Genomic DNA, 24,007 nt, shown 5'->3' on the forward strand with positions numbered 1-24,007 from the left:
ATTCAGGTTCTTGAAAGCGTCTTTTAATGAGCGGTATTGATAGCAGCGTTGTTAGATAAAGGCGTGCATGGTAATGGGATCAAGATGAGCAAATACAATCCATTAAAAAAGCCCTAAGTCAGTAGATTAGGGCTTTTTTCTTACTGGAACCGCGTGTTTATTGAAACAGGTTTTTAGCTCTTTGCTTCTACCAGTTCCGGTTGTTCAGCTTCTTTGGCTGCTGCAAGCATCTTACGAATAATAACCGATGAGATAAATGCAATACCCACCATCACCACGGCTAGAATGGTTAATAGTTGGAAGTAATCGCCATAAACCGTTTGTACGATTTCTTGCGTCAATTCCTGACCTTTTTCCAGTGCGATAGAGGTTGAGAACACTGCTCCTACAATACCACTTAGTGCAATCGCAACAGAGAATAGGCTTACTGAGAAATTTTCGATGTGTTTAGGTGCGACAGAAAGGATAAAGGCCACCACTAAGCTACCAACAATGACTTCTGCAAATGCTTGGAAGAAGTGGATCACTAAGAACACTTCAGGTCGAATAACCACATCTTCACCTACACCCATTACTGCCATGGTTAAAATACCAAATGCGATCGCCGTACAGATAAATGAGAAACCAATCTTGGTGGCCGTCGAGAAGCTGACACCACGCTTTTCAAGTGATGAGAACGTAACCGCAATCACTGGGCCTGCCACTATACACCATAGAGGGTTCATTGCCATTGAGGCCTCTGGTGCGATAGGAATCAAGCCGAATAGGTCGCCACGCATGGTGTTGATGGTTACCATGGTCATGGAGGTCATCATTTGACCATAGTAAACAAAGAAGCATGTGGTTAAGACCACCATGATCAGGATTGTCCCCATTTTTAAGGCGTCAGACTTATTCGCCTTAAGCATTAATGAGATGAAGTACAAAATCGCGGCAGCGCCAATGGCATAAACGATATTTTGACCGATATCCATGTTCGAGAACATAAAGAATACCAAGCCTACCATTGCAGTAGAAAGAGCGAAGAAAGCGACCCAGTTTTTCATTGTTACTGGTGCTTGGTCAATATCGGCGGCAACGCTAACGAGCTGCTTGTTAAAGATAATCAGGGTAATAAACGCAAAGCCCGCCATGACGGCAGATAACATAAAGCTACCGTGAAAACCAATAACCAGCACGAACATCGGGAACAAGTATTGCCCCAATAGCGCACCCACATTGTTCACAGAGTAGTTGACAGGGTAACCATTCTCGAAGTCTTCTTCGCTAGAAAAAGTGCGTTTGTATAAACTTGGGTAAGAAGGAGACATCAATCCGCGAGCGTAACTTGCTAATGCGATACCGACTAAGCTCATTGGAACATTTGTAGTCGATGCGCCAAGGATCAGCAAAATATATCCGAAGGAAAACGTGCCGTAAGAAATAGTGAGAGATCGATAGGATCCTAAAAATTTGTCGGCAATGAATCCGCCAGCGATCGCAAACAATGGGCCAATGGATGAAAAGGCACCGACAACCATCATGGTATCGGCTTCGCTGTAGCCCAAGTCTTCTAAGAAAAAGCGAGTCAAGATGACCATGACCCCATAGAACGATAGGCCAAACATCATTTGGCAGAACATCATTGATTTATTGAGTTTATTCCACATAAATATCTCATTATTGGTTGATGTATTAGAGTTAACATCTGCCAATTTTATCATTGGTAGTGTGTAATATTTTGACACAATTATCGCAGAATGAGCTTGATAGTCACGACTTTTTCTAATGTTCGCATTCGTTTTACTAATGTGAGTACCGTTATTTCCTTTATATCTATTGAGTAAACGATTGCTTCTAGAGTTAGGGCTGCTAATGAAAACTATGATTTCATTAATGAGTGCTTATGGAGGGGCTGTAATACGAAAAAACGCCCACAGAAGTGGACGTTGATTGAAGAATTAGGGTTGAATCACTTATTCACAAGGCGGCGCTTGATAAATGGTTGCCAAACCGCCTAGTGATGTTTCTCGGTACTTTCTGTTCATGTCCTTCCCTGTTTCATACATCGTCTCAATCACTTTGTCGAGAGAGATTAAACACTTGCTGGTTCGTTTTAGGGCCATACGAGAGGCATTAATCGCTTTCATAGCCCCCATTGCATTACGTTCAATACACGGCACTTGAACAAGCCCCCCGATAGGGTCGCAGGTCATTCCTAAAGAGTGTTCCATCGCAATCTCGGCAGCAATACACATTTGTTCGTTGCTTCCCCCTCTAAGCGCGGTAAGCCCAGCCGCAGCCATGGAAGAAGAAACACCGACTTCACCCTGACAACCGACTTCGGCACCAGAGATAGAGGCATTGGTTTTGTACAAAATCCCAATAGCCCCAGAAACCGCAAGAAAATCTTTAAGCTGCTTAGTGTCGATCTCTTTAATAAATCGATGGTAATACATTAGGACGGCAGGAATCACGCCAGCGGCACCGTTGGTTGGTGAAGTGACCACCTGCCCGCCCGCCGCGTTATCTTCGCTCACCGCAAAGGCAAAAAGGTTCACCCAATCCAAAATTTCCATTGGGTCATGTTCTATTGATGAGTTTGCTTCCAGTTTTTTTAATAGGTTAGGGGCACGTCGTGTTACGTTCAAGCCGCCTTCTAAAATTCCTTCGGTCTCAAACCCTCGTTGCATACACAAAGACATGACTTTCCAAATTTGGTCTGTTTTGGCGTCAATCTCGTCAGCATCGAAAAACTTCAGTTCATTTTTTAAGATCATGCTGCCAAGGCTCAATCCCAGTTTTTCGGCGGTGTCTAACATTTCTTGCGCAGAGCTGAAAGGGTGATCGACTTCTGTGGGTACAATGCTGCCTTTGTTTTCCAGTTCAGAAGCGGTTGCGATGAACCCCCCACCAATGGAATAGTAAGTTTCAAAAGCCAGCGTCTCTCCGTTTGCATCAAAGGCCGTGATGGTCATGCCGTTTTCGTGAAGCGGTAAATTGGTCGTGTGGAATAAGATATCATCGTTGTAACTAAATTTGATGTTGTGATCACCGGCGATGAGGAGTTGACCTTCATCGATAGCCGCTTGCATTGACACATTCGCACTGGCCACTTTAATGGTGTCGGGCTTGTTGCCAAGTAAACCTAAGATAGTCGCTCGGTCAGTATGGTGCCCACGACCTGTCAGCGATAACGATCCGTATAAGTCTACCTGGACACGATCTACCTTTGAAATATCTTGAGCGATAAGACAAGTAAAGTTATAACCGGCAATCATTGGGCCGTTAGTGTGAGAGCTTGAAGGGCCAACACCGATTTTATAAATTTCAAAGATCGATAGCATAAGTAAGTCCTACCTAAGTTGAGGTCTGTTAAACTGTGGTTAAGAAAACAGTGTAGTTGTTAAGTAAATGATTGTGCGCCTTGTTTGTAATGCAATCTAGCTTGAATGTACATTTTTTCACGAAGCCAATAGATAGAATTGAGACATGCGTGATGAGTATTGATAAAATTATTATTTTGCTAGGAAAGAGACTCCAAGATAGTCAATTGACGCTAGAAGGAAAAAGTCGAGTAGATGGCTTGATTCAGTATTTGGCGGTGGAAAAGCCCACTCAAACTGCGTTGTTATTTTGTGGTGGTGTGACCAAAGGTCAAGCTATCTCTGAATCTCAAGCAATGTATGACTATTTTCTATTGAATGGACAAGAATTAGATTTTCCTGCCGAGTCTATTTTACTAGATCAAGATTCCACTAGTACTGTTGAGAATATTCAGCATGGTGCTCAAGCACTGCTCGATAGCGGATTAATACACCAAGGAACCACACTCAAGGTCGTGTTTGCTTCTAACGATTATCACTTACACCGTATCTTTGAAATCCAGAACTTAATGGATGAGCAAGGGCTGTTAGGTGTGCTGTATAAAAAATGTTTAGCACAGGGCGTGACGCTGAGTATTTCTTATCAGCTCAACGATCATATTGTTATTCCGTATCCCTACACGCATTTGAACGCTGATCTTTTTATGCAAGTGGACGCTTTAACCACTTATCGAGTCTATTTAGAAGGGGTTGTCGCCAATGCGTTTGATAGAGAGTTATCGAAGGTTAGGGATCAGCCTTACCAGATAGCGCAGGCTGCTTTAGAGCGAATTCACAATACACTGGATAGTAATGCTTCCTTTCTGCCGTTAACACTAGTGCTTAGCGCTCTCGAACACGCAGTGAACGATACTGTGCCATCCATGCCAATAAAAAAGGTAAGAGAGTATCTTGCTGTGCTTGATACCAATCTTACCTTATTGAATCGCTATCTTGATCCAGAGAGTCAGTTAGATACTCGCTGGTGGCGTTAAGCGTTCGTGATTACTGTTGTACTTTTTTTTGCTCTTGAGCATTACGGAAATATTCCCATTGCTCAGTACGGTCTTCTTCTGAAAACGCACAATAAGTGACACGCAATTCATTTTCAGTCACGGTGTCTAATTCACCACCCTGTTGAACACAATATACGGACGCAGGGTTAGCGATAGAGGTATATTCTTTAACCTCATACTCATCTGGCTCGCTTGAGCAACCAGCCAAGACAGCTACGGCTGCTAAACTTGCAAAGATATAGGTCTTTTTCATTGTTTTCTCCAAAATAAATACCTCGTTTCCATGATCAGTATAAAAGAACCTTTAAAAAATAGTGTGTTAAGTTTGTCAAAAAAGTGAAGATGTCTAAAATTAAGACAAACAATACGTTAATTCTGCATTGATGCTGTAAATCGTGTTGTACCAAATAACAATAAATACCAAGTAAGGATCTAGGTATGCCAGTGAATAAGTTTCGCCTTGTTACTCGTAGTGATTTTGATGGGTTGGTTTGTGCAGTCCTATTAAAACAACTTGATTTGATTGAAGATATTAAGTTTGTACACCCCAAAGATATGCAAGATGGCATTGTGATGATCACTGAAAACGACATCGTAACGAACTTGCCTTTTCACCCCAAAGCTCATCTTGTATTTGATCATCATCTGTCTGAAAAAATGCGTAATAAGGGGGAACACGACAATTACATTATTGAACCCGATGCTCCTTCCGCAGCTCGAGTTGTATGGGATTACTACGGTGGTCTTTCGACCTTTCCTAAAGAATGGGAAGAGATGATGATTGCTGTCGATAAAGGCGATTCAGCCGACTTCACCCGTGATGAAGTGTTGGACTCAACTGGTTGGAATCTACTTAACTTTTTGATGGATGCCCGGACGGGTCTTGGTCGTTTCAGAGAATTTCGAATTTCTAATTATGCTCTCATGATGGACTTGATTGATTGCTGTAAAACGCAAACGATTGATGAGATTTTGGCACTTCCTGATGTGGTTGAACGCGTTACGCTTTATCGAGATCATGAAAACCTGTTTAAAGAGCAAATTACCCGTTGTGCAACGGTATATAAGAATCTGGTGGTGTTAGATTTAACGCAGGAGGAGACTATTTACGCGGGTAACCGATTTATGATTTATGCGGTGTTTCCGCAATGTAATATCTCTATTCATAAAATGTGGGGCTTTCAAAAGCAAAATATTGTCTTTGCTACGGGTAAATCCATTTTTGATAGAAGCTCAAAAACCAATATTGGTGAGTTAATGTTAAAGTACGGTGGGGGTGGGCATAAAGCCGCAGGAACTTGCCAAATAAGCACCAATCAGGCTAAAGAGGTGGAATTGAGCCTGATTGAGAAAATAACGGCAGACGGCTAGCTTCTGAACGATTAGCCCTCAAAATAGGTCAACACGATTTTAGAGCGGGTCATCATTTACATAACGCCTACCGTTTACAAAATAGCCCGCCATTTACAAACAAGCCCAATATCAGCGTATTGGGCTTGTTACATTCTATAATCTGGGTTGTGATTTAGGAATTGAACGAGTGGGATAAAACTTATTAGAAGCTTATCGATTACAAAGGCATAACTCTATTTCGACCCAGTTGTTTCGCCTCATAGAGCAATGCATCTGCTCTATCAATCACTTTATCGATAGTATCGCCTTTCTCAAATTCAGTCACACCGAACGAAGCGGTAATATTGGCTATTTGCTTACCAGAGCGGCGATCTTTAATAGACAGCTTCTCTATGGCACGTCGAAGTGTCTCTGCAAATTGCCTTGCAATTCTAATGGATTTATTTGGCACAATCAGTGCAAATTCTTCTCCACCAAAGCGATAAGCGGTAATCCCTTCCCGGCAACTCGATTGTAAACGTTTAGCCAGTGCTTTAATGACGGTATCTCCGAACAGGTGCCCGTAGTTATCGTTAAAACTTTTGAAGTGATCGATATCGAGCAATATGAGGGACATCGGTTGTTCAGCGCGGCACAAAGCAAACAAATCGGCATCAAATGCTCGTCGGTTATAAAGACTGGATAAACTGTCGAATAAAGCGTCTTTTTGAACATCAGCAAGTTGCGTTTTTAGCCTGGATATTTCTTTGGTTGCGTTGGTCAGTTGCCCGTTAAGGAAATCGGTAGAGGTTTGAATTTGGCGAGATTCTGAAATGAGCTGGCGGATAACCCCCATCACTTCATCTATTGATAATCCCTCTTTTTCTACTCGGCTTAGATCGGTGAAGCTTTTATCAATGAACTCTGAGAAAGAAGACGTATCTGAAAGGGTGTCCGTCATTGAGCTTGAAACCTCATTGACTAACACCTCAATATTCTCTCTGAGGCAGGTCAAATCAGTTTCAGTTTGGTCTGCTAGATGATTATTGTACAGATCTTTCCCTGCTGCTGGTGGGCACAAGCCAAAATTCTCCACCACCATGTCGAGCTCTTGATTCAGTTCCGGGTTACTCTCGTCGACATACGTATACCAGACTGCGTAGTTCGCAGGTGTCGCAGCAACATGATTTTTCATCATCAATGGTACGGCTTTCTTTAGGTTGGCTGTCGATTTCTTGAAGTCGTCGCTCGTCATTTCTATTTTTGCTGCCATAACTAACAAATACTTATAAAGCTAAGATTAGCTGATTAATTTTAATTCTGCTTCGGAATTATCCGCATATTTTTAAAAAAATGATAGCTAAAAAGACCGAAAAACGAATGGCTATCGAAGATTTACAGATATCGGCGACTTAAATGCCCTGAGAGCAACGAGAAGCTGAGGTAATAGTGATGTAACAATCATACTTACCATCAATGCGTATTGATATAGCGTAAAGGAATCCCCGATTAAAACAAAACCACTGACGATTCCAGCAATTGGGTTTGCAATGCCGCCAAAGCTAAAGTCCACGACTGACATACGCTGTAACAACCAAACATACAGGCTGTATCCAAGTGCTGTGTTAAGGCCAAAAACCCAAATGAGTCCGATCAGATTTTTAGCACTAAAGTTCTGGTAAACCTCAATGTAAGGGGTAGGTTGAACTAAAAATTGCCCAATAGAAACGAAGGCCAAAATGACCCCGCCAATCAACAGTTGCCAGGTCAATACGCCCCACCAATCCATTGTATTTCCAAGTGACTTGGTGATGCTACTGCCAACGACAATACACATGATGGCTGCGAACATGGCCCCTAAACCTATTGGATTTAGGCTAATGGAGCTTGGGTCAAAGAGTAACCATGCGAGTATAACGAGCAGTGTCCCTGATACTACTTGCATTAAATTGGGTTTCTTTTTATCCATCAACCAATGATAAATCATGGCGAATATTGGAACAGAAACCATGCCTACCCCTGATATTGCTGCCGGTAATGTCAATGCCATTACAAATATCAAACCGAAGAAGGTAGCGATATTAATTAGGCCCAAGCTAAACAGGACTCGCCAATGGCCTTTTTTAGGCAAAGTGGGTTTGATTAACAATAGTAATAGAGCCGCTGGCAAGGCGCGAAGAGCACCAAGCAATAATGGAGGCCAGTCGGGGAGGGTATACTGAGTCACAGCATAGGTTGTTCCCCAAAAGAATGCAGGGATCATAGCGAATAGTATGTTCATGGCGTATTTATCTTTACGTTAAGATAGTTTAAAGTCAATGTACGCTGAAAATTCAGTGTTGTAAAGTGTCTTTATGTTAAGATACTTAGCGTTTACCTATATAGAAGATGGAGAATAAGTGGGCTATGGATGCAATTGAACGAGTTGTAGAGCAATGGGCAAAAGAAAAACCTGAACTCGACACTGAACCTATGGCGATGTTGGGGCGTTTGTTGCGAATTTCTAAGCATTTGGAAACTCAGATCGCAGACACCCATAAGCGGTATGATTTGAAGTTGGGTGAGTTTGATGTGCTTGCCACATTAAGACGCAGCGGAAAACCGTTCAGCTTAACGCCATCAGATTTGATCAATTCAATGATGTTAACCTCTGGAGCCATGACCAATCGACTGGATAAGTTAGAAAAAAAAGGGCTTATTGAACGTTCTCATAGCCAGGAAGATCGTCGCAGCGTTCATGTTAAACTCACTAACGACGGATTGGTCTTAATTGATGAAATGATGATGCAGCATGTCGCAGTGCAAAGTAATTTGGTTGAGTCTTTATCAGATGCACAGAAGAAACAATTGAATCAATTATTGACGACTTGGCTTACGCAATTTGAATCGGCTTAGTGTATAGATTGAGTCAGAGAACCTTAACCATCGGATAGATTAAGAACGATAAAGTGAAATTCAGTAAAGGGAGGCTCAATGAGAAAAGAGTGACTGAGCCTAATACCACAGGACAATTCAACTGAACAATTCAACTTAACGAATAGAGCAGTGCCGATGTGACAGTCTTATCAATGCGAGTAGAGCCGTTGTCAAAGCAAACCGACCAAAATCAACCGCATCCTACGCTCTGTTTACTTTCTTCGATGGCTTTGGCTCCTTTGAGCATGGCTTGAATCAATTCACCAGCATTAAACTTTTCTAGCGCTTCATGAGCACCGACTTGATGAGCCCGATCAATACAAATCTCGCTTGATAAAGAAGTGTGCAAGATACAATAGGCGTTATCGAGATCCGGCGAGTTTTGCACTTCAAATGCTAACTCATAGCCATCAAGACCTGGCATTTCGATATCACTGACGAGCAGATCTATCGCTTTGTCCGTTGAAGATTGAGCTTTCATGAGTTCTAGTGCATCTAGACCATTTTTACAGATTTGATAGGGTATATTGATTCTATCAAGAGCGTCAGAAAGCTGTTTTCGAGCGATCGAAGAGTCATCAACGAGGAGAATATTCAAGGCTTTCAGACGTTCTCTTTCTATATCAGTCAGCATAGGGATATTTGCAGATTCGTACTGAGGGTAAATTTTTGAAAGCAATAATTCCACATCCAACATTTGTACGATCTGATCCTTGTGTCGGGTAATGCCCGTAACAAAAACATCTTTACCTGCAGTTGAAGGCGAAGATTCAATATTTCTCCAGTCACACTCAATGATTTTTTCAATCGAACGAACCATGAAACCAACTATAGTTCGTAGGCAATCTGTCACAATTAAATAGCAGCTATCATATTCTTCGGGCTGAATTGGACGAAACCCAATCGCGGCCGCCATATCGATAACGGGCACTGTTAAATCGCGAATGGTCACTGTACCCACAACATGGTGGTGGGAATAGGGAATTTGGGTGGTTGGCATAAAGGGAACTATTTCCCGTACCTTCAGAGTCCCAATGGCAAACAGCTGTTTTTGCGCATTTAGGGTAAACATCAGCATACCTTGAGATTGATTTGCTTTACTTGGGGTCTTTGCCATGATGTGTCTCGAATATGAACCGACTACTGATAATAGTAACTCATTTTGGATACTGAGCAATGTAAACTCATGCACTAAATAGTAACAGTAGAATGTTTATTGATCTGGTTCGGTAAATTCGCAGGATGAACATCTCGATATGTTAGGGTAGAATTGCGGCCTACACGGGATAAGGTCTACACAGCAGAGAGTAAACATGGCAAGCACCGCAGCAGCACTTCATATTTTAGTGAAGCATAAAGAGCAAGCAGAAGACATTATTAAGCAACTGAAAAAAGGGGCTAAATTCCAAACGTTAGCGAAAAAATACTCAAGCTGTCCTTCAGGTAAAAAAGGCGGAGACTTGGGCGAGTTTCGTAAGGGGCAGATGGTGCCAGCGTTTGATAAAGTGTGCTTTAGCGGTGAAACTTTAGTCCCCCATCTAGTGAAGACCAAATTTGGCTGGCATGTTGTGAAAGTGCTGTATCGGACTTGATCATTTCGTATTCGATTTGCAAAAAGTGAATTTTAAAAAGCGAGCGTGTAACTCGCTTTTTTGCCATTTATGGATTGGATCACGACTCATCCTAGTTTGATTAGTCGGGATCAATCACAGAACCAGACTAGATTGTTTAAAAAATACTCGGTAATGTGGAAAGGCATTATTATCTATCTTTGGAGTTACTTTTGAACCTTTCGCATATCAAAGCGGTTATTTTTGATCTCGATGGCACGCTCGTCGATTCTAGACTGGATTTTGACCAGTTGAGGCAGCAGTTAGGGTTTCCACAAGGAGAGCCCATTCTTGAATACATTGAACAAATGACCTGCGAGAAAGAACAAGAATTAGCCCATAAAATTGTGTCAGATTTTGAAATCTCAGCCGCCCACACTGCTGACTTAATGCCTGGAGCGTTAGAGCTTATCAATGCGTTACATCGTTTGGGTTACCCGACAGCGATATTGACTCGCAACATTAAACAGGCCAGTCAAATGATGTTAGAAAACCTAGGTTTGCCGATAGATTTGTTACTCACTCGGGAAGACTGCGAACCGAAACCTAGCCCTGAGGGATTGTTTATTATTGCGGATAAACTCGGATTACCAACCAGGGATTTGATTTATGTGGGGGACTACAAGTTTGATTTGGATACAGCGAAGAACGCCAATATGCTGAGTTGTCTTTTCGATAGAGAGGGTAACCGCCCATACCAAGAAGAAGCTGATGTGGTCATTAGGGACCTTGAGCAACTGTTGCCAATGCTTAGATTTCAAATATAAATAACGTTTTAAACGTAAATATGTGGTGCTTAGTAACTAAGTGGTTGCCTTTTATCTTGTGACAAATGTGTTAAATAGGGATAATTGAATTCCTCTCTACCCTACATTAGGTTTTACATGTTCATTTTTTACCGTCTTTTAAAACTTGCGATAATTTGCGCAGTGTTTCTCACTGTGTTCGATTTGATTGCATTCGGCGAAATCACTTGGGTCGAGCGTTTAATGGGTGAACTGGGCTTATAGGCGGCCCTTCGATCTGTGCTCATTCGCTAATCACAACACGGTTTCTCCCCGTTTTTTTTGCGTTGTATAGTGCTTTATCTGCTCGGTCAATGGCGGATTCCCAGTGTTCGTCTTCTCTTAATTCGCTGACCCCAAAACTAGCGGAGCAAAACTCCTTATTACTCGGTAGCATAGAGGTTCTAGCAATAACATTCTTTAGTTTTTCGGCAACTATTTTCGCGTCTGGCCCAGAGGTTTCAGGCAGCAACACCAAAAACTCTTCTCCGCCGTAGCGAAAAGAAAAGTCATTACTACGCGTTTCTACTTGCAGAATTCGACCTATATCCCGCAATACTTTATCACCAGCTTGATGCCCATAGACATCGTTTATGTGTTTAAATCTATCTATATCGATAAGAAGTATCGATAGCGAGTGTTTATATCGATGAGTTCGAGCCGCTTCTTTAGGGACGAGATCCTCCAACGCTCTTCGGTTATAGAGTTTCGTGAGTTCGTCTTTGAGCGATGAGTCGTAAATGGTGGCAACCAAGCGGCCCGTCAACATCCAGGTAATCGCGAAGCCAATAAAGATAACCAAGAGAAGGATGGTGAGAAAGGAGAGTTGCTGAACTAAGTCTGCGGCCATGAAGTCATCAATACGCTGGCCAAAAGGCAATCGAATCAGTCGGAACAGAGAATAGAAGGCATAGATCAATAAGCCGACAGACAGTAAATGTTTGGATGGCGCAATGTCTTCCGTCATGCCTTGATAGTTGGCATAGAAGGCCAGCAGGCTTATAGCTCCTGTATACGTTGCCATGATAGCGATGCGAGCTTCGGTAGACACAGAGAAATAAGTGAAGTACGTCAACCCAATAATAACGATTGGAAAAAAGCTATAGCCAATATTCGCAATGGCAACAGGGTAGCCTCTAATGCGACAGACACCGTGTAAAATCAGCGTAAAACTCAGAGCAATAATAGAGTTAGCCAATATTTTCGACAGCCATAGCGTGGTGTGATTGCCGAAACTAAGGAGAAGAAAACCAGTCCCCAATAATAGCAGTGCGAGCGCCATAATATTGATACCGCGAATAGTAGGCTGTAGCCTTTGAACAAGCGCAAGACTAATGGCATATGTGAAAGAAAGTAATACACAAATGACAGATAGAGTGGGGATATCAAACTCGATCAACATTCAGCTCCCAAGCAGTAGTGGTATTGTTTAGTTTAGGCCATAGTGAGCTGTTTAGGCGGTTTGACGTTATCTTTTGTTTCATTAGCCACGTTGAAAAGAGAGGCTTTGTTTCACTAAACAGGAAATGAGGTTTGATTTCTCCCGTTTTTCTTAGACTGATAGAGGCATTTATCGGCCACGACAAAAGGTGCCGTATCTTGTCGCAATGAAAAGAGACTATTAGGGTAGCTCACCCCTACTGAAACCGTAATGTTGAGTTCTCCAGCATCGGTTTGGTAAGGGGATGCATTCACTATTTTGAGTAACGACTCAACACGACTATGAATATCATCGGTTTCTTTTATTAGACACAAAAACTCTTCACCACCCCAGCGAATCAGCAACTCATCAGCTCGAATCTCTTTTTTCAAACGTTTGGCTGTTTTGATCAATACTTGATCGCCAACATCGTGCCCATATTGGTCATTGATGTTTTTGAACCAGTCTAGGTCGATTAAAACCACTCGATATTGAGATGAACGGTTGAGTACCGAGCCTGATTCAATTTCCTTTTGGTAGTAACGGCGATTATTAGCCCCAGTCAGCGGATCCTGATACGAGTAGTTTTGCAATTCAATATTATGGTTTTTAATGGCGATGGATCTACGTATTACAAAGGCGAGCACGAGAATCGCGACGACAATCCATATGAACAGTATCTTAAAACGCAGTTTTTCTTCGTTGAGTTGCAATTCACTGAGCTGGTTTTGTACGTTTAATAGATCTCGTTCTTGTTGTACTTCTTGGGTTCCGAAAGCAAATTCCAATGCATAAATCTCATTAGTAAACTGCGCTCGTTCTTTCGCATTATATTCTTTATAAATGCTGAGCGCCTGGGCTGTATCTCCTAACTGTTCATATATCTCAGCTTTTGTCTGGTAGGTACGGATTAACCAACGTTGATGATCAATGTGATAAAATGTGTCAATACTTCTATTGAGGTGTTCCATTGCTTCATCATAATTTCCCAGGCCAATAAGGCTTTTTGCCAATATGAACCCACAGATAGCGCTTTGCTTTCGGTAAACGACGGGCTGAGTAAAATCACGACATTGTGTTGCCACTACGACAGCCTGCTGGTAGTTCTTTTCAACCATTAAAATCCGGGCTTTTGCTTTGAGCATGAGTATTTGATAATAGTTTTTTGACTCAAGGTTTAAGTAAGAGCGTGCTTTCTCATAAGCAACACGTGCCTCTTTCGGTTTATCAAATTTGGTATACACATACGATTGATTTAACAAAACCACCATTAACCGATCATCTGTCACGTTGTGACTGGCTCTAAATTGGTTGTCTGCGAGCTTTAGGTATTCCAACGCTTTTGCCCACTGTGCAAGGTGAGCATGGAGTAGTCCCAGGTTGTTATATAATCGGCCATTGTATTCATCAGTAGGGTATTTTTTGCCTAGCTTAATGCCTTTGTAAAAATACAATTGAGAAGATTTGAGTTGGTTTGAAGCGTTATAAAGAGCGCCAGCCGTGTTATAGGCTCTTAACAGCAAAAACTCCGCATGATTAGACTCAGCTATATTCATTGCGTTAGTGATGTTAGCTATCCCTTGTTCTATTTGGTCAGTTTTTAATGCTTTCTCGGCCTGTTCAATTTCAAGTAGCGCCTGAAGCCATGGGATATTTTTCTGATTGGCTAAGTGTGATAACTGCTGATTAATTTCAGTAGCGGCTAATTCCTGTCTTTCTGATATTGCGATGTCTCTGCGCAGCAATAGCACATAAATTTGCTCGATCGTTGTTAGATCCTGGCTTTTATTGGACAGCAACAACGCGTGAATGGCTTTTTTTGCGAGTGCTGGAGATTCATCAATAAGGGGGCGTATGCTCACCAACTCTCGTCCAATAGCGCTGTCTGCCAACTGTTGTTCAGGGCTTAAGGTGACCGGTTCAATGGGTGTTGAGGCCACGTTGAATCGAAAAAGGAAAACGTCAATGGTGAAAATAAACAGAACGATCACTACTGTAATAGAGCCTACCCATCGAATCTTTTTCGATATAAATTTTTTACTCATTAACAGCCTTTTATGAAACGAAAGATTTAAAAACTTTTATTATTAGTGATAGTTTTGACATTATAGCGTGAAGCGCCGAGCGAGAATATGAACGCTCGATGTATAGACCGCGTGAATGGTAAAAACTTTCACGAAACATCAGATTATTTTCGTTTATTAGTGGCTTGTGAAGTCAATTTACGTAAATGCAAAGTTCGTTTTTGTTGTTAACTTGTTTATTTCAAACGCTTATTTTTAGTGTGGTAAGTTGTTTCTTACGTTGAAGCACTGTCTCTCAGTGTCAACAATACTGTACTCTCTGTCGTATTTAATCTGGGTTTAACGGCAATGAAATGGCCAGTCCAAAGCCTCCCGTTAGTGGAGCATAGCTATTTATGCTGCCTTTCATTCCTTGAGTCACCAAATTATAGACAAGGTTCAGCCCCAGCCCTTTATTGCCTTTTCCTCTCGCTGTCGTTACAAATGGGTCGAAAATATGATCCAACACCTCTGAGGAAATACCCTTACCGTTGTCTTCTACACTTAGCTCTAACTCGTCATTGAGTACGTTAGCAATAATAAGGATGTTGTCAGTTGGCGTGTTCGTTAAACCGTGTTCAAGGGCGTTAAAAATGAGGTCTTCTACTATCTGACTTAATTGCCAAGTATTGAAGTTTGCTGTCGCACCAAGAGGCATAACATGAATATCGATTTGCGCTGTATAGGGCTTTTTATAATGTTCTAATGCCAGTTTTGCGGTGTTTTCCAGCCACTCTTGCAGATCAATACGTTCTAGCGGTTGAAGTTGCGTTTCGTGAATGGAAAGGCGTTTAAACTGAGCCACGAGCTCTGCCATTGTTTTGGTATTCTTTTCGATAATTTCGCAGGACTGCAAACCTAACTCAATGCTCTCAGTCAGTGAACTCTTTGATATTGAGCCTGTCTCTAAATCGTTTTTAAGGCCATTGAACAGTTCAGGTTGTAAACTGATTGCTACATTGATATTGCCCAATGGCGTATTCAATTCATGGGCCATCCCCATAACCAGTTGAGCTAAGGAGCTCTGCTTCTCAGCCTCTATCAGTTGGCTTTGTGTTTCTTTTAGATCGTCCAATACGGTTTGTAAATGGTGGGTTCTTTCATTGAGTTGAGCCGTCCGTTCTATCACTTTTTGTTCAAGCAGAGTGTTGGCTTTTTCGAGTTCTTTCTGCGCTTTTGAAAGCTCTTGTGTTCGTTCAAGAATCCGACTTTCTAATTCACTGTTAATATTTTTTATTGCTTCTTCGGCGTGTTTACGTTTAATAAATTCTCCGAGAAGTGATCCAAATAGCCTCAATGTATGGCTTTGATAGGTTTGAAAGGGTTGATGATTAAGCAGGTTATCACAGGCAATCCAACCGATTACTTCGTCATCGTCCCATATCGCTAACGCCGCGTTCCACCCTATACCAACGGCACTGAGTTTTCCTTGACTTTCACTAAACTCATAGAGCTCTTTGTCATGCCAAACACACACTTTGCCTTTGGTAGACATCTCTTGAATTACTTGCTTTACTTCATCAAGCATTGGCGCAGCAAAGTCCGATTCCGATCTTACATTGCCTTCTTCATCCGTGCCCCATGTGCCAATCATCCAGTCTCGCTCTTTATCGATCATTAGGATGCCCATCCGGTCGATTTGTAGATGATTGAGGCAAGCCGTGACTGCTAGGCGATAAAGATCGTCCAATGAGTTTGCTCGAGATAGTTCGATCGCAATTTCATGGAGTTGAAACAGTTGATGGTAGAAACTCGTTGCCTGCTCACTATTGGCTGCGAGTTCTTCTGAAGCATCATGTGAATAGGTAATTAGTCGGCTCACTTTGCCTCCACATTAAAGATCGGCATACCTAAATAGTGTAGATGAGAAGTGGCCGTATGGAAGGTTATTCCGTTATTTATCTTGTTGTCGGGGGAGAGAAGGGCTGCGATAGTTTCGTTCGATAATTTGCTTAAATAAGGGCCAAATTAAAGCGGAAGGGGAGCCTCCTGCTCCCCTTTCATTACTAGCCTTTATTCTCTCTATTATGTGGTGCTAAGAAATCGAGGTCAGGCCCGTTTGGGATAATTAATGTCGGATTAATGGTGTCGTGGCTGCCGTAATAGTGTGCTTTGATATGGTGCATGTTGACGGTTTCAGCAACGCCGGGCACTTGGTACAAATCGCGAAGATAGCCACTGATATTAGGGTAATCCGCTATGCGTCTTATGTTGCATTTGAAGTGACCGACATAAACGGCATCAAACCGTATTAATGTCGTAAATAAGCGCCAGTCGGCCTCGGTAATGGTATCGCCAGTGAGATATCGTTTATTAGCCAAACGACCATCTATCGTATCAAGCGCCTCAAAAACCTCTTTTACTGCATCATTATAAGCGGTTTGTGTGGTGGCAAATCCAGCTCGGTAGACACCATTATTAATTGTCGGGTAAATGTAGGCGTTTAGCTCGTCAATCTCTTCTTTGAGATCGCCTGGGTACAAGTTGAGAGGCGTCGCGCCCACATCGTCAAATGCCTCATTGAACATTCTGATTATCTCCGACGACTCATTGCTGACAATGGTGCTGGTTTTCTTATCCCAAAGGATAGGCACTGTCACTCTACCAGTGTAGTTAGCATCTGCAGTGGTGTAGATTTGGTGAGCAAATTGAGCATGGTTAATAGGATCAGAGATCACGCCGTCATCGGGCTCAAATGTCCAGCCATTGTCACCCATATATGAATTGACGACAGACATTGAAATCATTTCTTCTAGGCCTTTAAGAGCACGATAAATAATCGTACGGTGAGCCCATGGGCAGGCAAGTGATACATAGAGGTGATAGCGATTCGGCTCTGCTTTGAACCCAGAATCACCAGTAGGGCCTGCACTGCCATCTTTGGTTACCCAATGGCGAAAGCTCGACTCTTTTCGTTCAAATTTCCCACCTGTCGATTTGGTATCGTACCAGTCGGTGTGCCATTTACCGTTTACTAGAAGTCCCATCATTTTCTCCGTATCTCTAACTAAACCATGAATAAAAATAACTGTATTTAAGAAGCCGCATTATTTACCAAAAAACATCGTTTTATAGACCTCATTATTTATGTAAATAGGCCGTTGTTATAATCTTGGTATGCTTGCATAAGCTCTTCTCGGGTATTCATTACAAACGGGCCGCTTCGTGCGACGGGTTCGTTCAACGGTTGACCAGCGAGCAGTAAAAACTGAGCATTCTGGTGCGCTTCAATAAAGACCTGCTCGCCTTCCCCAAAAATACCAATATACTTTTTGTTTATCACCTGAGCTGCATCATCGCGGCCTGGTTCTCTGCTTGCCTGATTCTCAGCGTGCTCTTTAACACTGACGCTGCCTTCTACCACGTAAATGAACGCGTTGTGCCCCGCGGGTATTTGTTGCTCAAAATGTCCGCCTTGTGGCACTGTGACATCCAGGAAAAGTGGCGATGTATAGGTGTTGTTAACCGGCCCTTTTGTCCCATGGTCAGTCTCACCTGAAATCACGCGGACAGAAACGCCGTCGCTACGTTGCTCTAAAGGCGTATGCTCCGGTAAAAATTCTTGATAATCCGGTTCCACCATTTTTGCGGTTTGAGGAAGGTTGACCCACAGCTGAAATCCTTTCAGAAGCCCGTGATCTTGTTCTGGCATTTCAGAGTGTAATATCCCTTTACCCGCGGTCATCCACTGGACACCCCCTGACCGAATAACACCTTCATGGCCTGCACTGTCTTTGTGACGCATATTACCGTGGTGTAAGTAAGTGACGGTCTCAAACCCTCGGTGTGGGTGAGTCGGAAATCCACCAATGTAATCAGACGCTTGATCGCTTTCAAAGCAGTCGAGTAGAAGGAAGGGATCGAGCATGTTTAGCTCGTTGGTACCAATGATACGAGTGAGTTTTACGCCATCACCATCTGATGTTTTGATTCCTTTGAACACTCGTGTCAAAGGTCGGTACGACGTCTTTTCCTGGGTAACATTCATGGGTTAGTCCTTACTCTTTACTTTCTAAGACTCATCGTAGTTGTTGATGAAAAAATAATAAACATCCACAATGAGAAATTATTGTTCTCACTTTGAGAATAATTAAGGGCGAATAAAAGGGATTGAGATGGGTCAACTAGAGAGCATCAGAATATTCATTAAGGTGGTAGAAACGGGCAGCATCACCAAAGCATCGGAACAGCTCGGTTTGGCTAAATCGGCCATCAGCAAAAGATTGAGTGAATTAGAACAACAGCTAGGCACTCGACTGATCAATCGTACCACTCGAAAATCGAGCCTAACGGAAGCAGGGCTCATTTATTTCCAGAAGAGTAAGTTGATCGCAGAGGAAATCGATGTACTGAATGGCCAAATATCGTCTGATCGGAAAGATCTCGTGGGAACGCTAAAACTGGCGGTGCCCCTCTCATTTGGCGTTGAACATTTGGTTCCTGCATTGGATGAATTTTCTAAACAGCATAAGGATCTTAAGCTAGACATCGATTTTTCAGATAGAAAAGTGGATCTTATTGGCGATGGATTTGATTTGGCGGTGAGAATTGGAGAGCTTACCGACTCGACACTGCGAGCCAAAGCGATTACGCCCATTCGTCATTTACTGTGTGCTAGTCCTGCGTATCTGGATGAATTTGGGACACCACAAACACCCGATGATCTGAGTGAGCATCAATTTCTTCGATACAGCCAAATGGCGCCGTCAGGGCTTTCTCTTTTAGGCGAAAAGAAATCGGGTTCAAAAAGAGAAAAAGTCACAGTGTCGTTGAATATTGCGCACAATGCTAATAATGGTGAGTTTTTAAAAAGCATGGCAGTTTCTGGGCATGGGATTACTTACTTACCCCAGTTTATCATCTGGAAAGAGTTAAAGAGTGGGGCATTGAAACAGATACTGGCGAGTTATACCCCGGCCCCTTTCAATGCGTATGTTGTTTTTCCTGAAGCACGTTATCTCCCTCAAAAAAGTAGAGTATTTATCGATTTTCTTAGCGACTACTTTGGAGAAACACCGTATTGGGAATCTGACGATTAAAGTCGCTGTGGCTAGGGAATCACTCTTCCTTTTGCGCGATTTTTATTCCAACAATGGCCAGAGCTATCATCGAAATGGGCGTTAACGCGAGGGTTATTTTAGCTAAAGGAAGTTTGATATTCTACAAGCCAGTCGAACGAAAAAGGCGGTGGTGAATTTTGGGTTCGCTTACCCAGACCCTATGCTTTACCCGCAAGATAAAGTGAATAAATCCTTAGTTCAGGCAACTCGAACTATGCCGACCTCACACGCACTTGATAATCTCCCTCCGGGGAATGAAACGCTAAGGAATATCATTGCCGAGCGATATGCCGCTCAAGGTATGAACATTAGCCCTGAGGAAATCGTGAATAGAGTTTTGCAGCAAGACAATATCAGTATTGCACCAGGAGAAATGTTTTCCCCGGATCAGCAGTTTACCCATGGCTTTCGACTCAATGCTTCACAGGATATGACTGAATCAGTGAAGGGTGCAATTAAGCGGTTAGGGGAACAGATAGCTAACATGTTGTCGTGCTAAGTTTGGGCGTCGTTCTAGGCAGAAGAGTTGCAATTTTCATCAAGATGCGGTTACAATTCGCTCACCGCATCTCTAGGAGTTTACGCCAATATGAAGAACTAATGCCTGTCATCCATTTACATTACTTTTTTTGGATCCACAGGGTTAGTAGGCGTAGCTTTGTCGCTCGTATCGAGCGCGATTTTCTGCACATCACACGAATAATAGAACGCATGCTATTTATGTTTGCCATTAAAAAATGTGGCCGTCATATTGCTGCTGTCTATTTTGGTTTCTATCTTGGGTTTTCTTGAGATTTGACCCCGCTGCGCTTTACGCCCCCTGTCTAACAGGAGGCTACTTATGCCACACCTAACATTACAACCGTTATTTCAAGCGAATAAACTGAGCTATCGATTCGATAATGGCGAAATCTTATTCGATAATATTTCTTGCACGTTTACGCATCACAGGGTGGGTTTAGTTGGACGCAACGGAGTAGGGAAATCCATTCTTGCTGCTCTGCTGGTAAAAGATCGAGCCCCTTCTTCTGGTCATGTGGCACTGCACACTACCGTCGCCAATTACAGTCAACTGCCCTCTACTTTGCTTCAAAGTGACACAACGATTGCTCAATACCTGAAGCTTGATGAGATCATTCTGGCGTTGGAAAGCATTGAACTCGGAGAATGTGGCTCCGATCTTTTTGCTCTGGTTGAAGGGTGCTGGACGGCCAAGCTCGATCTAGAACAGCAGCTTACCACGCTGGGTTTACCTAAGGATGTTCACTTCCCGTGCCATTTGCTAAGCGGAGGGCAGTTGGCTCGTCTTCGTCTATGGCAGCTTTTTACCGAACACGTTGGGTTGCTTGTTTTAGATGAACCATCGAATCATCTTGATAGGGAAGGAAGACAGTGGTTAGTCGAGCAAATAAGCCTGTATCCAGGCGGTATTTTGTTGATCAGCCACGATAGGCAACTGCTTCGACATATGGACCGAATTTGGGAGTTATCGACTTTAGGCTTGACTCAATACGGTGGAAATTTTGACTTTTACGTAGAACAAAAGCACCAAGAGTCTTCGGCCATAGATCGCCAGCTTACGAGCGTGACGAAACAACAAAAACACTTAGAGCTACAGGCTCAAAAAAATAAAGAAAAATCTGACCAAAGAGCAGCGAAAGGAAACAAAACTCGAATGAAGGGCGGCATGCCAAAGATTGTACTTAATCAGCTTCGGAGTCGAGCGACCGCCAACGTGTCGAATCGAATGAAAAATGAGGGTGGACGGAGAGAGTTGTTACAAGAAAAAGCGAGCTTACTACAAGCGCGGCAAGAGCAGTTAAAAGAGCAAAAAGTGTATCTTTCAGATGGGGTTAAGCGGTCGAAAAGTTTGGTATCGATTGTCAATGGCTTACTTCCTTTTGGCTTTTGTGAACCTATTGATTTACAGATAAGTCATGGCGTCAAATTGCATCTTCAAGGAGGGAATGGAAGTGGAAAGTCGACTTTGCTAAAAGTGCTGTTAGGTCATGCCAAATATGCGGACGGGACGTGGTCCATCAACACGCCAATGATGTACTTAGACCAGCACTTTGGATTGTTGAACGAGCGCCTCTCTCTGCTTGATAATGTGTGTCTACTTTGTGATGGGGTGCAACACAGTGAAGCAAGAGCATTGCTGGCGGGTATTGGATTTCGTCGAGATGACGTTCATCGTTTAGCAAATAAACTCAGTGGTGGTGAGAAAATGAAGCTCTCGATGCTCGTGGTAAGCCATCAAACCGAGCACCCGCTGTTACTTCTCGATGAGCCGGATAACCATCTGGATCTCGACTCTAAAATACTATTGTCCCGCGCTCTTAATCGTTATCAAGGGGCGTTTGTAATAGTGAGTCACGATGAAGAGTTTGTGCAAGAGTGTGGAGTGAATAGTACTTTTGTGTTGTCAATGTTGGGTGCTTGACCAAGCTGATTTTTATTCTCGGAATACTGAGTCTCGAAATATTGAGCAGCTGAACCTTGAATGGCTAGATATTGAGTAACTGGATACTGAGTAACAGACCATTGTGTGTACGGTCTTTGATGTCAATAAAAAATGCCGTCAATAGTATTGACGGCAAAGCAAAGCTCAGGAAAAAATGAATCAAAAGTTAGACAGGGATGGATTGAAATTTAGCTTAAACGAGCGTCATCAGCATATCGTCTGAATAGGTGACTATTTCCTTGCCGGATTTTACTTTGGCAACGTAATCAGGGTTGGCTATAAGAGGGCGACCAATCGCCAGCAAATCAAACTTATTCGCTTTAATCGCTTCACTGCCCGTTTCGGCGGTGTAACTTCCAACGCCCACTAATGTTTTCGAGTAGTTTGCACGCAGATAACTGGAAGCGCTTCCCCCCAAATAATCAAATGTCATTGAGTCGTCGAAGATGCCCACATGAAGATAAGCAAGATTGCGCTTTTCCAGCTCAACAAGTAAGTGATCGAAGACATCTCTATCACGGTCATCGCTATCAATATTGAAATAAGCCCCAGGAGAGACACGCAGAGCCGTGCGATCTTCACCGATTTTAGCGGTAATAGCATCAATAACCGCGAGAGGGAAACGAACCATGTTGACAGGGGTTCCACCAAATTCATCATCACGAATATTGCTGCTGTAATGCAGGAACTGATCAATCAAATACCCATTGGCACCGTGAATTTCTACGCCATCAAAGCCGGCTTCAATCGCGTTTTCTGCGGCTTGGCTGTAGTCGTTGACCAGTTGTTCTATTTCGCCGCCCGATGCCGGTTTTGGTACGGTGTACGTGAGTTCACGCATTCGGGGTACTGATCCTTCAACCGCAATAGCAGAGGGGGCCAATACAAAGTCGCCATCGAAAAAATGAGGGTGTGCGACACGCCCGGTATGCCAAAGTTGAGCAAAAATCTTTCCACCATTGCTATGAACGGCATCGGTGACTTTTTTCCAACCGCTAATTTGGTCTTCACTAAATAGCCCTGGTGTATTTGGATAGCCTTGCCCATCTGGTCGAATAATGATTGCTTCAGAAATGATCAGCCCAGTGTCAGCACGGCGAGCATAGTAATCCACCATTTGTTGGGTAGGGACTAAGTTTTCATCAGCCATACAACGAGTGAGTGGTGCCATTAATATACGGTTTTTCAGTGTAATCGTATTGTTGAGGCTGAGCGGTTCAAATAGGTTTTCCATGCTGATCCTTATGGTCTGAGTGTCTATTTCTTGAATGCCCATTCAAATTAGACCAAGTTGAATGATCATTCAAGTACTATTTTGAATGATTGTTCAAAATAGGGTAGTATGAGCGACAGTTAGAAAAGGTGAGAACGAATATGCGCAGTGCAGAGTTTGATCGAGAAAAAGTATTACGGTCAGCAATGGATGCCTTTATTAGTAAGGGCTACAGTAAAACCAGTATGCAAGATTTGAAAAAAGCCACAGGGTTGCACCCAGGCTCAATCTATTGTGCGTTTGAAAATAAACGAGGACTGTTGGTTGCTGCGCTTAATCAATACCGTTTAGAAAGAAACACTGAATTTATGGCTGTGTTCGACAGCAAAAATACCATCATGGAGGGGTTGGAAGCCTACCTTGGTAGCGTAGTAGAAGAGTGTGAAAGAGCTCAAATTAAGCACTGCTTGCTGCAGAAGGCCTTGAATGAATTGGCCGACCAAGACGAAGAAGTTGAAAACATCATCAGTAAAATGCTCAATGATTGGCAGCAAGCCTTTACTGAAAAACTCCGCCAAGCTCAGCAAGATAAAGAAATATCCGAAGGCAAAGATTGCGAGGAATTGTCGCAGTTTTTAGTCATGGGTATTTATGGTATCCGTACTTTTTCGTATACCCATCCAGCGGCGGGATCTCTGGGTCGATTGAGTCAGCAGTTACTGACGTATATTCGCAGCTAATCGCTTCCCTTACCCCTCTAATGTTTACTTTTCCTGCACGTAAT

General features: G+C 42.8%; 20 protein-coding genes and 1 pseudogene. 9 read left to right on the forward strand and 12 right to left on the reverse strand.

Annotated features, from left to right (window positions below):
• Positions 1-173: 173 nt before the first annotated feature.
• Positions 174-1,649, reverse strand: a complete 1,476-nt coding sequence (locus A1QO_RS06500; RefSeq protein ID WP_017035843.1) for a peptide MFS transporter — start codon at positions 1,647-1,649, stop codon at positions 174-176.
• 306 nt (positions 1,650-1,955) lie between these two features.
• Positions 1,956-3,326 (reverse strand): L-serine ammonia-lyase, encoded by a 1,371-nt coding sequence (locus tag A1QO_RS06505; RefSeq protein ID WP_017035844.1) that lies wholly within the window; start codon positions 3,324-3,326, stop codon positions 1,956-1,958.
• A 152-nt stretch (positions 3,327-3,478) separates the two neighbouring features.
• Here A1QO_RS06505 and A1QO_RS06510 point away from each other — a divergent pair, with 152 nt between their 5' ends.
• The gene (locus A1QO_RS06510) at positions 3,479-4,339 is read left to right on the forward strand and encodes a YdcF family protein (protein ID WP_017040573.1); all 861 of its coding nucleotides are present in this window, start codon (positions 3,479-3,481) and stop codon (positions 4,337-4,339) included.
• A gap of 10 nt (positions 4,340-4,349) precedes the next feature.
• Here the strand turns inward: A1QO_RS06510 and A1QO_RS06515 are convergent, their stop codons facing one another.
• Positions 4,350-4,613 carry a putative hemolysin gene (locus tag A1QO_RS06515; protein WP_017035846.1) on the reverse strand — a complete coding sequence of 88 codons (264 nt, stop codon included), beginning with the start codon at positions 4,611-4,613 and terminating at the stop codon, positions 4,350-4,352.
• Between the two features lie 185 nt (positions 4,614-4,798).
• Between A1QO_RS06515 and A1QO_RS06520 the strand changes: the two genes are divergently transcribed.
• Entirely contained in the window at positions 4,799-5,731 is a 933-nt protein-coding gene (locus A1QO_RS06520) for an exopolyphosphatase (RefSeq protein ID WP_017040572.1), read from the forward strand.
• Positions 5,732-5,930: 199 nt separating this feature from the next.
• Here the strand turns inward: A1QO_RS06520 and A1QO_RS06525 are convergent, their stop codons facing one another.
• Positions 5,931-6,947: a GGDEF domain-containing protein gene (locus tag A1QO_RS06525; protein ID WP_026026988.1), complete on the reverse strand. Its 1,017-nt coding sequence runs from the start codon at positions 6,945-6,947 to the stop codon at positions 5,931-5,933.
• A gap of 129 nt (positions 6,948-7,076) precedes the next feature.
• The gene (locus tag A1QO_RS06530) at positions 7,077-7,973 is read right to left on the reverse strand and encodes a DMT family transporter (protein ID WP_017040570.1); all 897 of its coding nucleotides are present in this window, start codon (positions 7,971-7,973) and stop codon (positions 7,077-7,079) included.
• A gap of 125 nt (positions 7,974-8,098) precedes the next feature.
• Between A1QO_RS06530 and A1QO_RS06535 the strand changes: the two genes are divergently transcribed.
• A complete protein-coding gene (locus A1QO_RS06535) occupies positions 8,099-8,587 on the forward strand; it encodes a MarR family winged helix-turn-helix transcriptional regulator (RefSeq protein ID WP_017035850.1) in 489 nt (162 codons plus the stop codon).
• A 211-nt stretch (positions 8,588-8,798) separates the two neighbouring features.
• Here the strand turns inward: A1QO_RS06535 and A1QO_RS06540 are convergent, their stop codons facing one another.
• The gene (locus A1QO_RS06540) at positions 8,799-9,725 is read right to left on the reverse strand and encodes a chemotaxis protein (RefSeq protein WP_017035851.1); all 927 of its coding nucleotides are present in this window, start codon (positions 9,723-9,725) and stop codon (positions 8,799-8,801) included.
• Positions 9,726-9,921: 196 nt separating this feature from the next.
• Between A1QO_RS06540 and ppiC the strand changes: the two genes are divergently transcribed.
• Both ppiC and A1QO_RS06550 read left to right on the forward strand, forming a co-directional pair.
• Complete coding sequence (gene ppiC, locus A1QO_RS06545; protein ID WP_017035852.1) at positions 9,922-10,200, forward strand: peptidylprolyl isomerase PpiC; 279 nt, start codon at positions 9,922-9,924, stop codon at positions 10,198-10,200.
• 191 nt (positions 10,201-10,391) lie between these two features.
• Positions 10,392-10,985, forward strand: a complete 594-nt coding sequence (locus A1QO_RS06550; RefSeq protein ID WP_017040569.1) for an HAD family hydrolase — start codon at positions 10,392-10,394, stop codon at positions 10,983-10,985.
• 262 nt (positions 10,986-11,247) lie between these two features.
• Here A1QO_RS06550 and A1QO_RS06555 read toward each other — a convergent pair whose 3' ends face one another.
• From A1QO_RS06555 to A1QO_RS06575, 5 genes are all read right to left on the reverse strand, one after another.
• On the reverse strand, positions 11,248-12,405 hold the full coding sequence (locus A1QO_RS06555; RefSeq protein WP_017039072.1) for a GGDEF domain-containing protein: 1,158 nt from the start codon (positions 12,403-12,405) through the stop codon (positions 11,248-11,250).
• Positions 12,406-12,518: 113 nt separating this feature from the next.
• Positions 12,519-14,468: a tetratricopeptide repeat-containing diguanylate cyclase gene (locus A1QO_RS06560; RefSeq protein ID WP_017041819.1), complete on the reverse strand. Its 1,950-nt coding sequence runs from the start codon at positions 14,466-14,468 to the stop codon at positions 12,519-12,521.
• 307 nt (positions 14,469-14,775) lie between these two features.
• A complete protein-coding gene (locus A1QO_RS06565) occupies positions 14,776-16,308 on the reverse strand; it encodes a GAF domain-containing sensor histidine kinase (protein ID WP_017040567.1) in 1,533 nt (510 codons plus the stop codon).
• A 184-nt stretch (positions 16,309-16,492) separates the two neighbouring features.
• A complete protein-coding gene (locus A1QO_RS06570; RefSeq protein WP_017041820.1) occupies positions 16,493-17,473 on the reverse strand; it encodes a glutathione S-transferase family protein in 981 nt (326 codons plus the stop codon).
• A 98-nt stretch (positions 17,474-17,571) separates the two neighbouring features.
• On the reverse strand, positions 17,572-18,474 hold the full coding sequence (locus tag A1QO_RS06575; protein WP_017035859.1) for a pirin family protein: 903 nt from the start codon (positions 18,472-18,474) through the stop codon (positions 17,572-17,574).
• Between the two features lie 127 nt (positions 18,475-18,601).
• On the opposite strand from A1QO_RS06575, the gene A1QO_RS06580 reads away from it, so the two are divergent.
• From A1QO_RS06580 to A1QO_RS06590, 3 genes and pseudogenes are all read left to right on the forward strand, one after another.
• Positions 18,602-19,525, forward strand: a complete 924-nt coding sequence (locus A1QO_RS06580) for a LysR family transcriptional regulator (protein WP_017035860.1) — start codon at positions 18,602-18,604, stop codon at positions 19,523-19,525.
• 112 nt (positions 19,526-19,637) lie between these two features.
• Positions 19,638-19,874: pseudogene (locus A1QO_RS20730) on the forward strand (PLP-dependent aminotransferase family protein); the annotation flags it as partial.
• 513 nt (positions 19,875-20,387) lie between these two features.
• Positions 20,388-21,989 (forward strand): ATP-binding cassette domain-containing protein, encoded by a 1,602-nt coding sequence (locus tag A1QO_RS06590; protein ID WP_017041821.1) that lies wholly within the window; start codon positions 20,388-20,390, stop codon positions 21,987-21,989.
• A gap of 214 nt (positions 21,990-22,203) precedes the next feature.
• Here the strand turns inward: A1QO_RS06590 and A1QO_RS06595 are convergent, their stop codons facing one another.
• A complete protein-coding gene (locus A1QO_RS06595; RefSeq protein WP_017041822.1) occupies positions 22,204-23,244 on the reverse strand; it encodes an alkene reductase in 1,041 nt (346 codons plus the stop codon).
• 140 nt (positions 23,245-23,384) lie between these two features.
• On the opposite strand from A1QO_RS06595, the gene A1QO_RS06600 reads away from it, so the two are divergent.
• On the forward strand, positions 23,385-23,963 hold the full coding sequence (locus A1QO_RS06600) for a TetR/AcrR family transcriptional regulator (protein ID WP_017035865.1): 579 nt from the start codon (positions 23,385-23,387) through the stop codon (positions 23,961-23,963).
• Positions 23,964-24,007 lie beyond the last annotated feature (44 nt).

The sequence above is a fragment of the Vibrio genomosp. F10 str. ZF-129 genome (assembly GCF_000287055.2).
GTDB lineage: Bacteria > Pseudomonadota > Gammaproteobacteria > Enterobacterales > Vibrionaceae > Vibrio.

Bases quoted from the DNA above. Each gene is read 5' to 3' on its own strand.
- A1QO_RS06520 (WP_017040572.1), top strand. From the start codon at position 4,799: ATGCCAGTGAATAAGTTTCGCCTTGTTACTCGTAGTGATTTTGATGGG.
- ppiC (WP_017035852.1), top strand. From the start codon at position 9,922: ATGGCAAGCACCGCAGCAGCACTTCATATTTTAGTGAAGCATAAAGAG.
- A1QO_RS06540 (WP_017035851.1), bottom strand. From the start codon at position 9,725: ATGGCAAAGACCCCAAGTAAAGCAAATCAATCTCAAGGTATGCTGATG.
- A1QO_RS06505 (WP_017035844.1), bottom strand. From the start codon at position 3,326: ATGCTATCGATCTTTGAAATTTATAAAATCGGTGTTGGCCCTTCAAGC.
- A1QO_RS06500 (WP_017035843.1), bottom strand. From the start codon at position 1,649: ATGTGGAATAAACTCAATAAATCAATGATGTTCTGCCAAATGATGTTT.
- A1QO_RS06535 (WP_017035850.1), top strand. From the start codon at position 8,099: ATGGATGCAATTGAACGAGTTGTAGAGCAATGGGCAAAAGAAAAACCT.
- A1QO_RS06530 (WP_017040570.1), bottom strand. From the start codon at position 7,973: ATGAACATACTATTCGCTATGATCCCTGCATTCTTTTGGGGAACAACC.
- A1QO_RS06525 (WP_026026988.1), bottom strand. From the start codon at position 6,947: ATGACGAGCGACGACTTCAAGAAATCGACAGCCAACCTAAAGAAAGCC.
- A1QO_RS06600 (WP_017035865.1), top strand. From the start codon at position 23,385: ATGCGCAGTGCAGAGTTTGATCGAGAAAAAGTATTACGGTCAGCAATG.
- A1QO_RS06510 (WP_017040573.1), top strand. From the start codon at position 3,479: ATGAGTATTGATAAAATTATTATTTTGCTAGGAAAGAGACTCCAAGAT.
- A1QO_RS06560 (WP_017041819.1), bottom strand. From the start codon at position 14,468: ATGAGTAAAAAATTTATATCGAAAAAGATTCGATGGGTAGGCTCTATT.
- A1QO_RS06570 (WP_017041820.1), bottom strand. From the start codon at position 17,473: ATGGGACTTCTAGTAAACGGTAAATGGCACACCGACTGGTACGATACC.
- A1QO_RS06515 (WP_017035846.1), bottom strand. From the start codon at position 4,613: ATGAAAAAGACCTATATCTTTGCAAGTTTAGCAGCCGTAGCTGTCTTG.
- A1QO_RS06575 (WP_017035859.1), bottom strand. From the start codon at position 18,474: ATGAATGTTACCCAGGAAAAGACGTCGTACCGACCTTTGACACGAGTG.
- A1QO_RS06580 (WP_017035860.1), top strand. From the start codon at position 18,602: ATGGGTCAACTAGAGAGCATCAGAATATTCATTAAGGTGGTAGAAACG.
- A1QO_RS06555 (WP_017039072.1), bottom strand. From the start codon at position 12,405: ATGTTGATCGAGTTTGATATCCCCACTCTATCTGTCATTTGTGTATTA.
- A1QO_RS06595 (WP_017041822.1), bottom strand. From the start codon at position 23,244: ATGGAAAACCTATTTGAACCGCTCAGCCTCAACAATACGATTACACTG.
- A1QO_RS06590 (WP_017041821.1), top strand. From the start codon at position 20,388: ATGCCACACCTAACATTACAACCGTTATTTCAAGCGAATAAACTGAGC.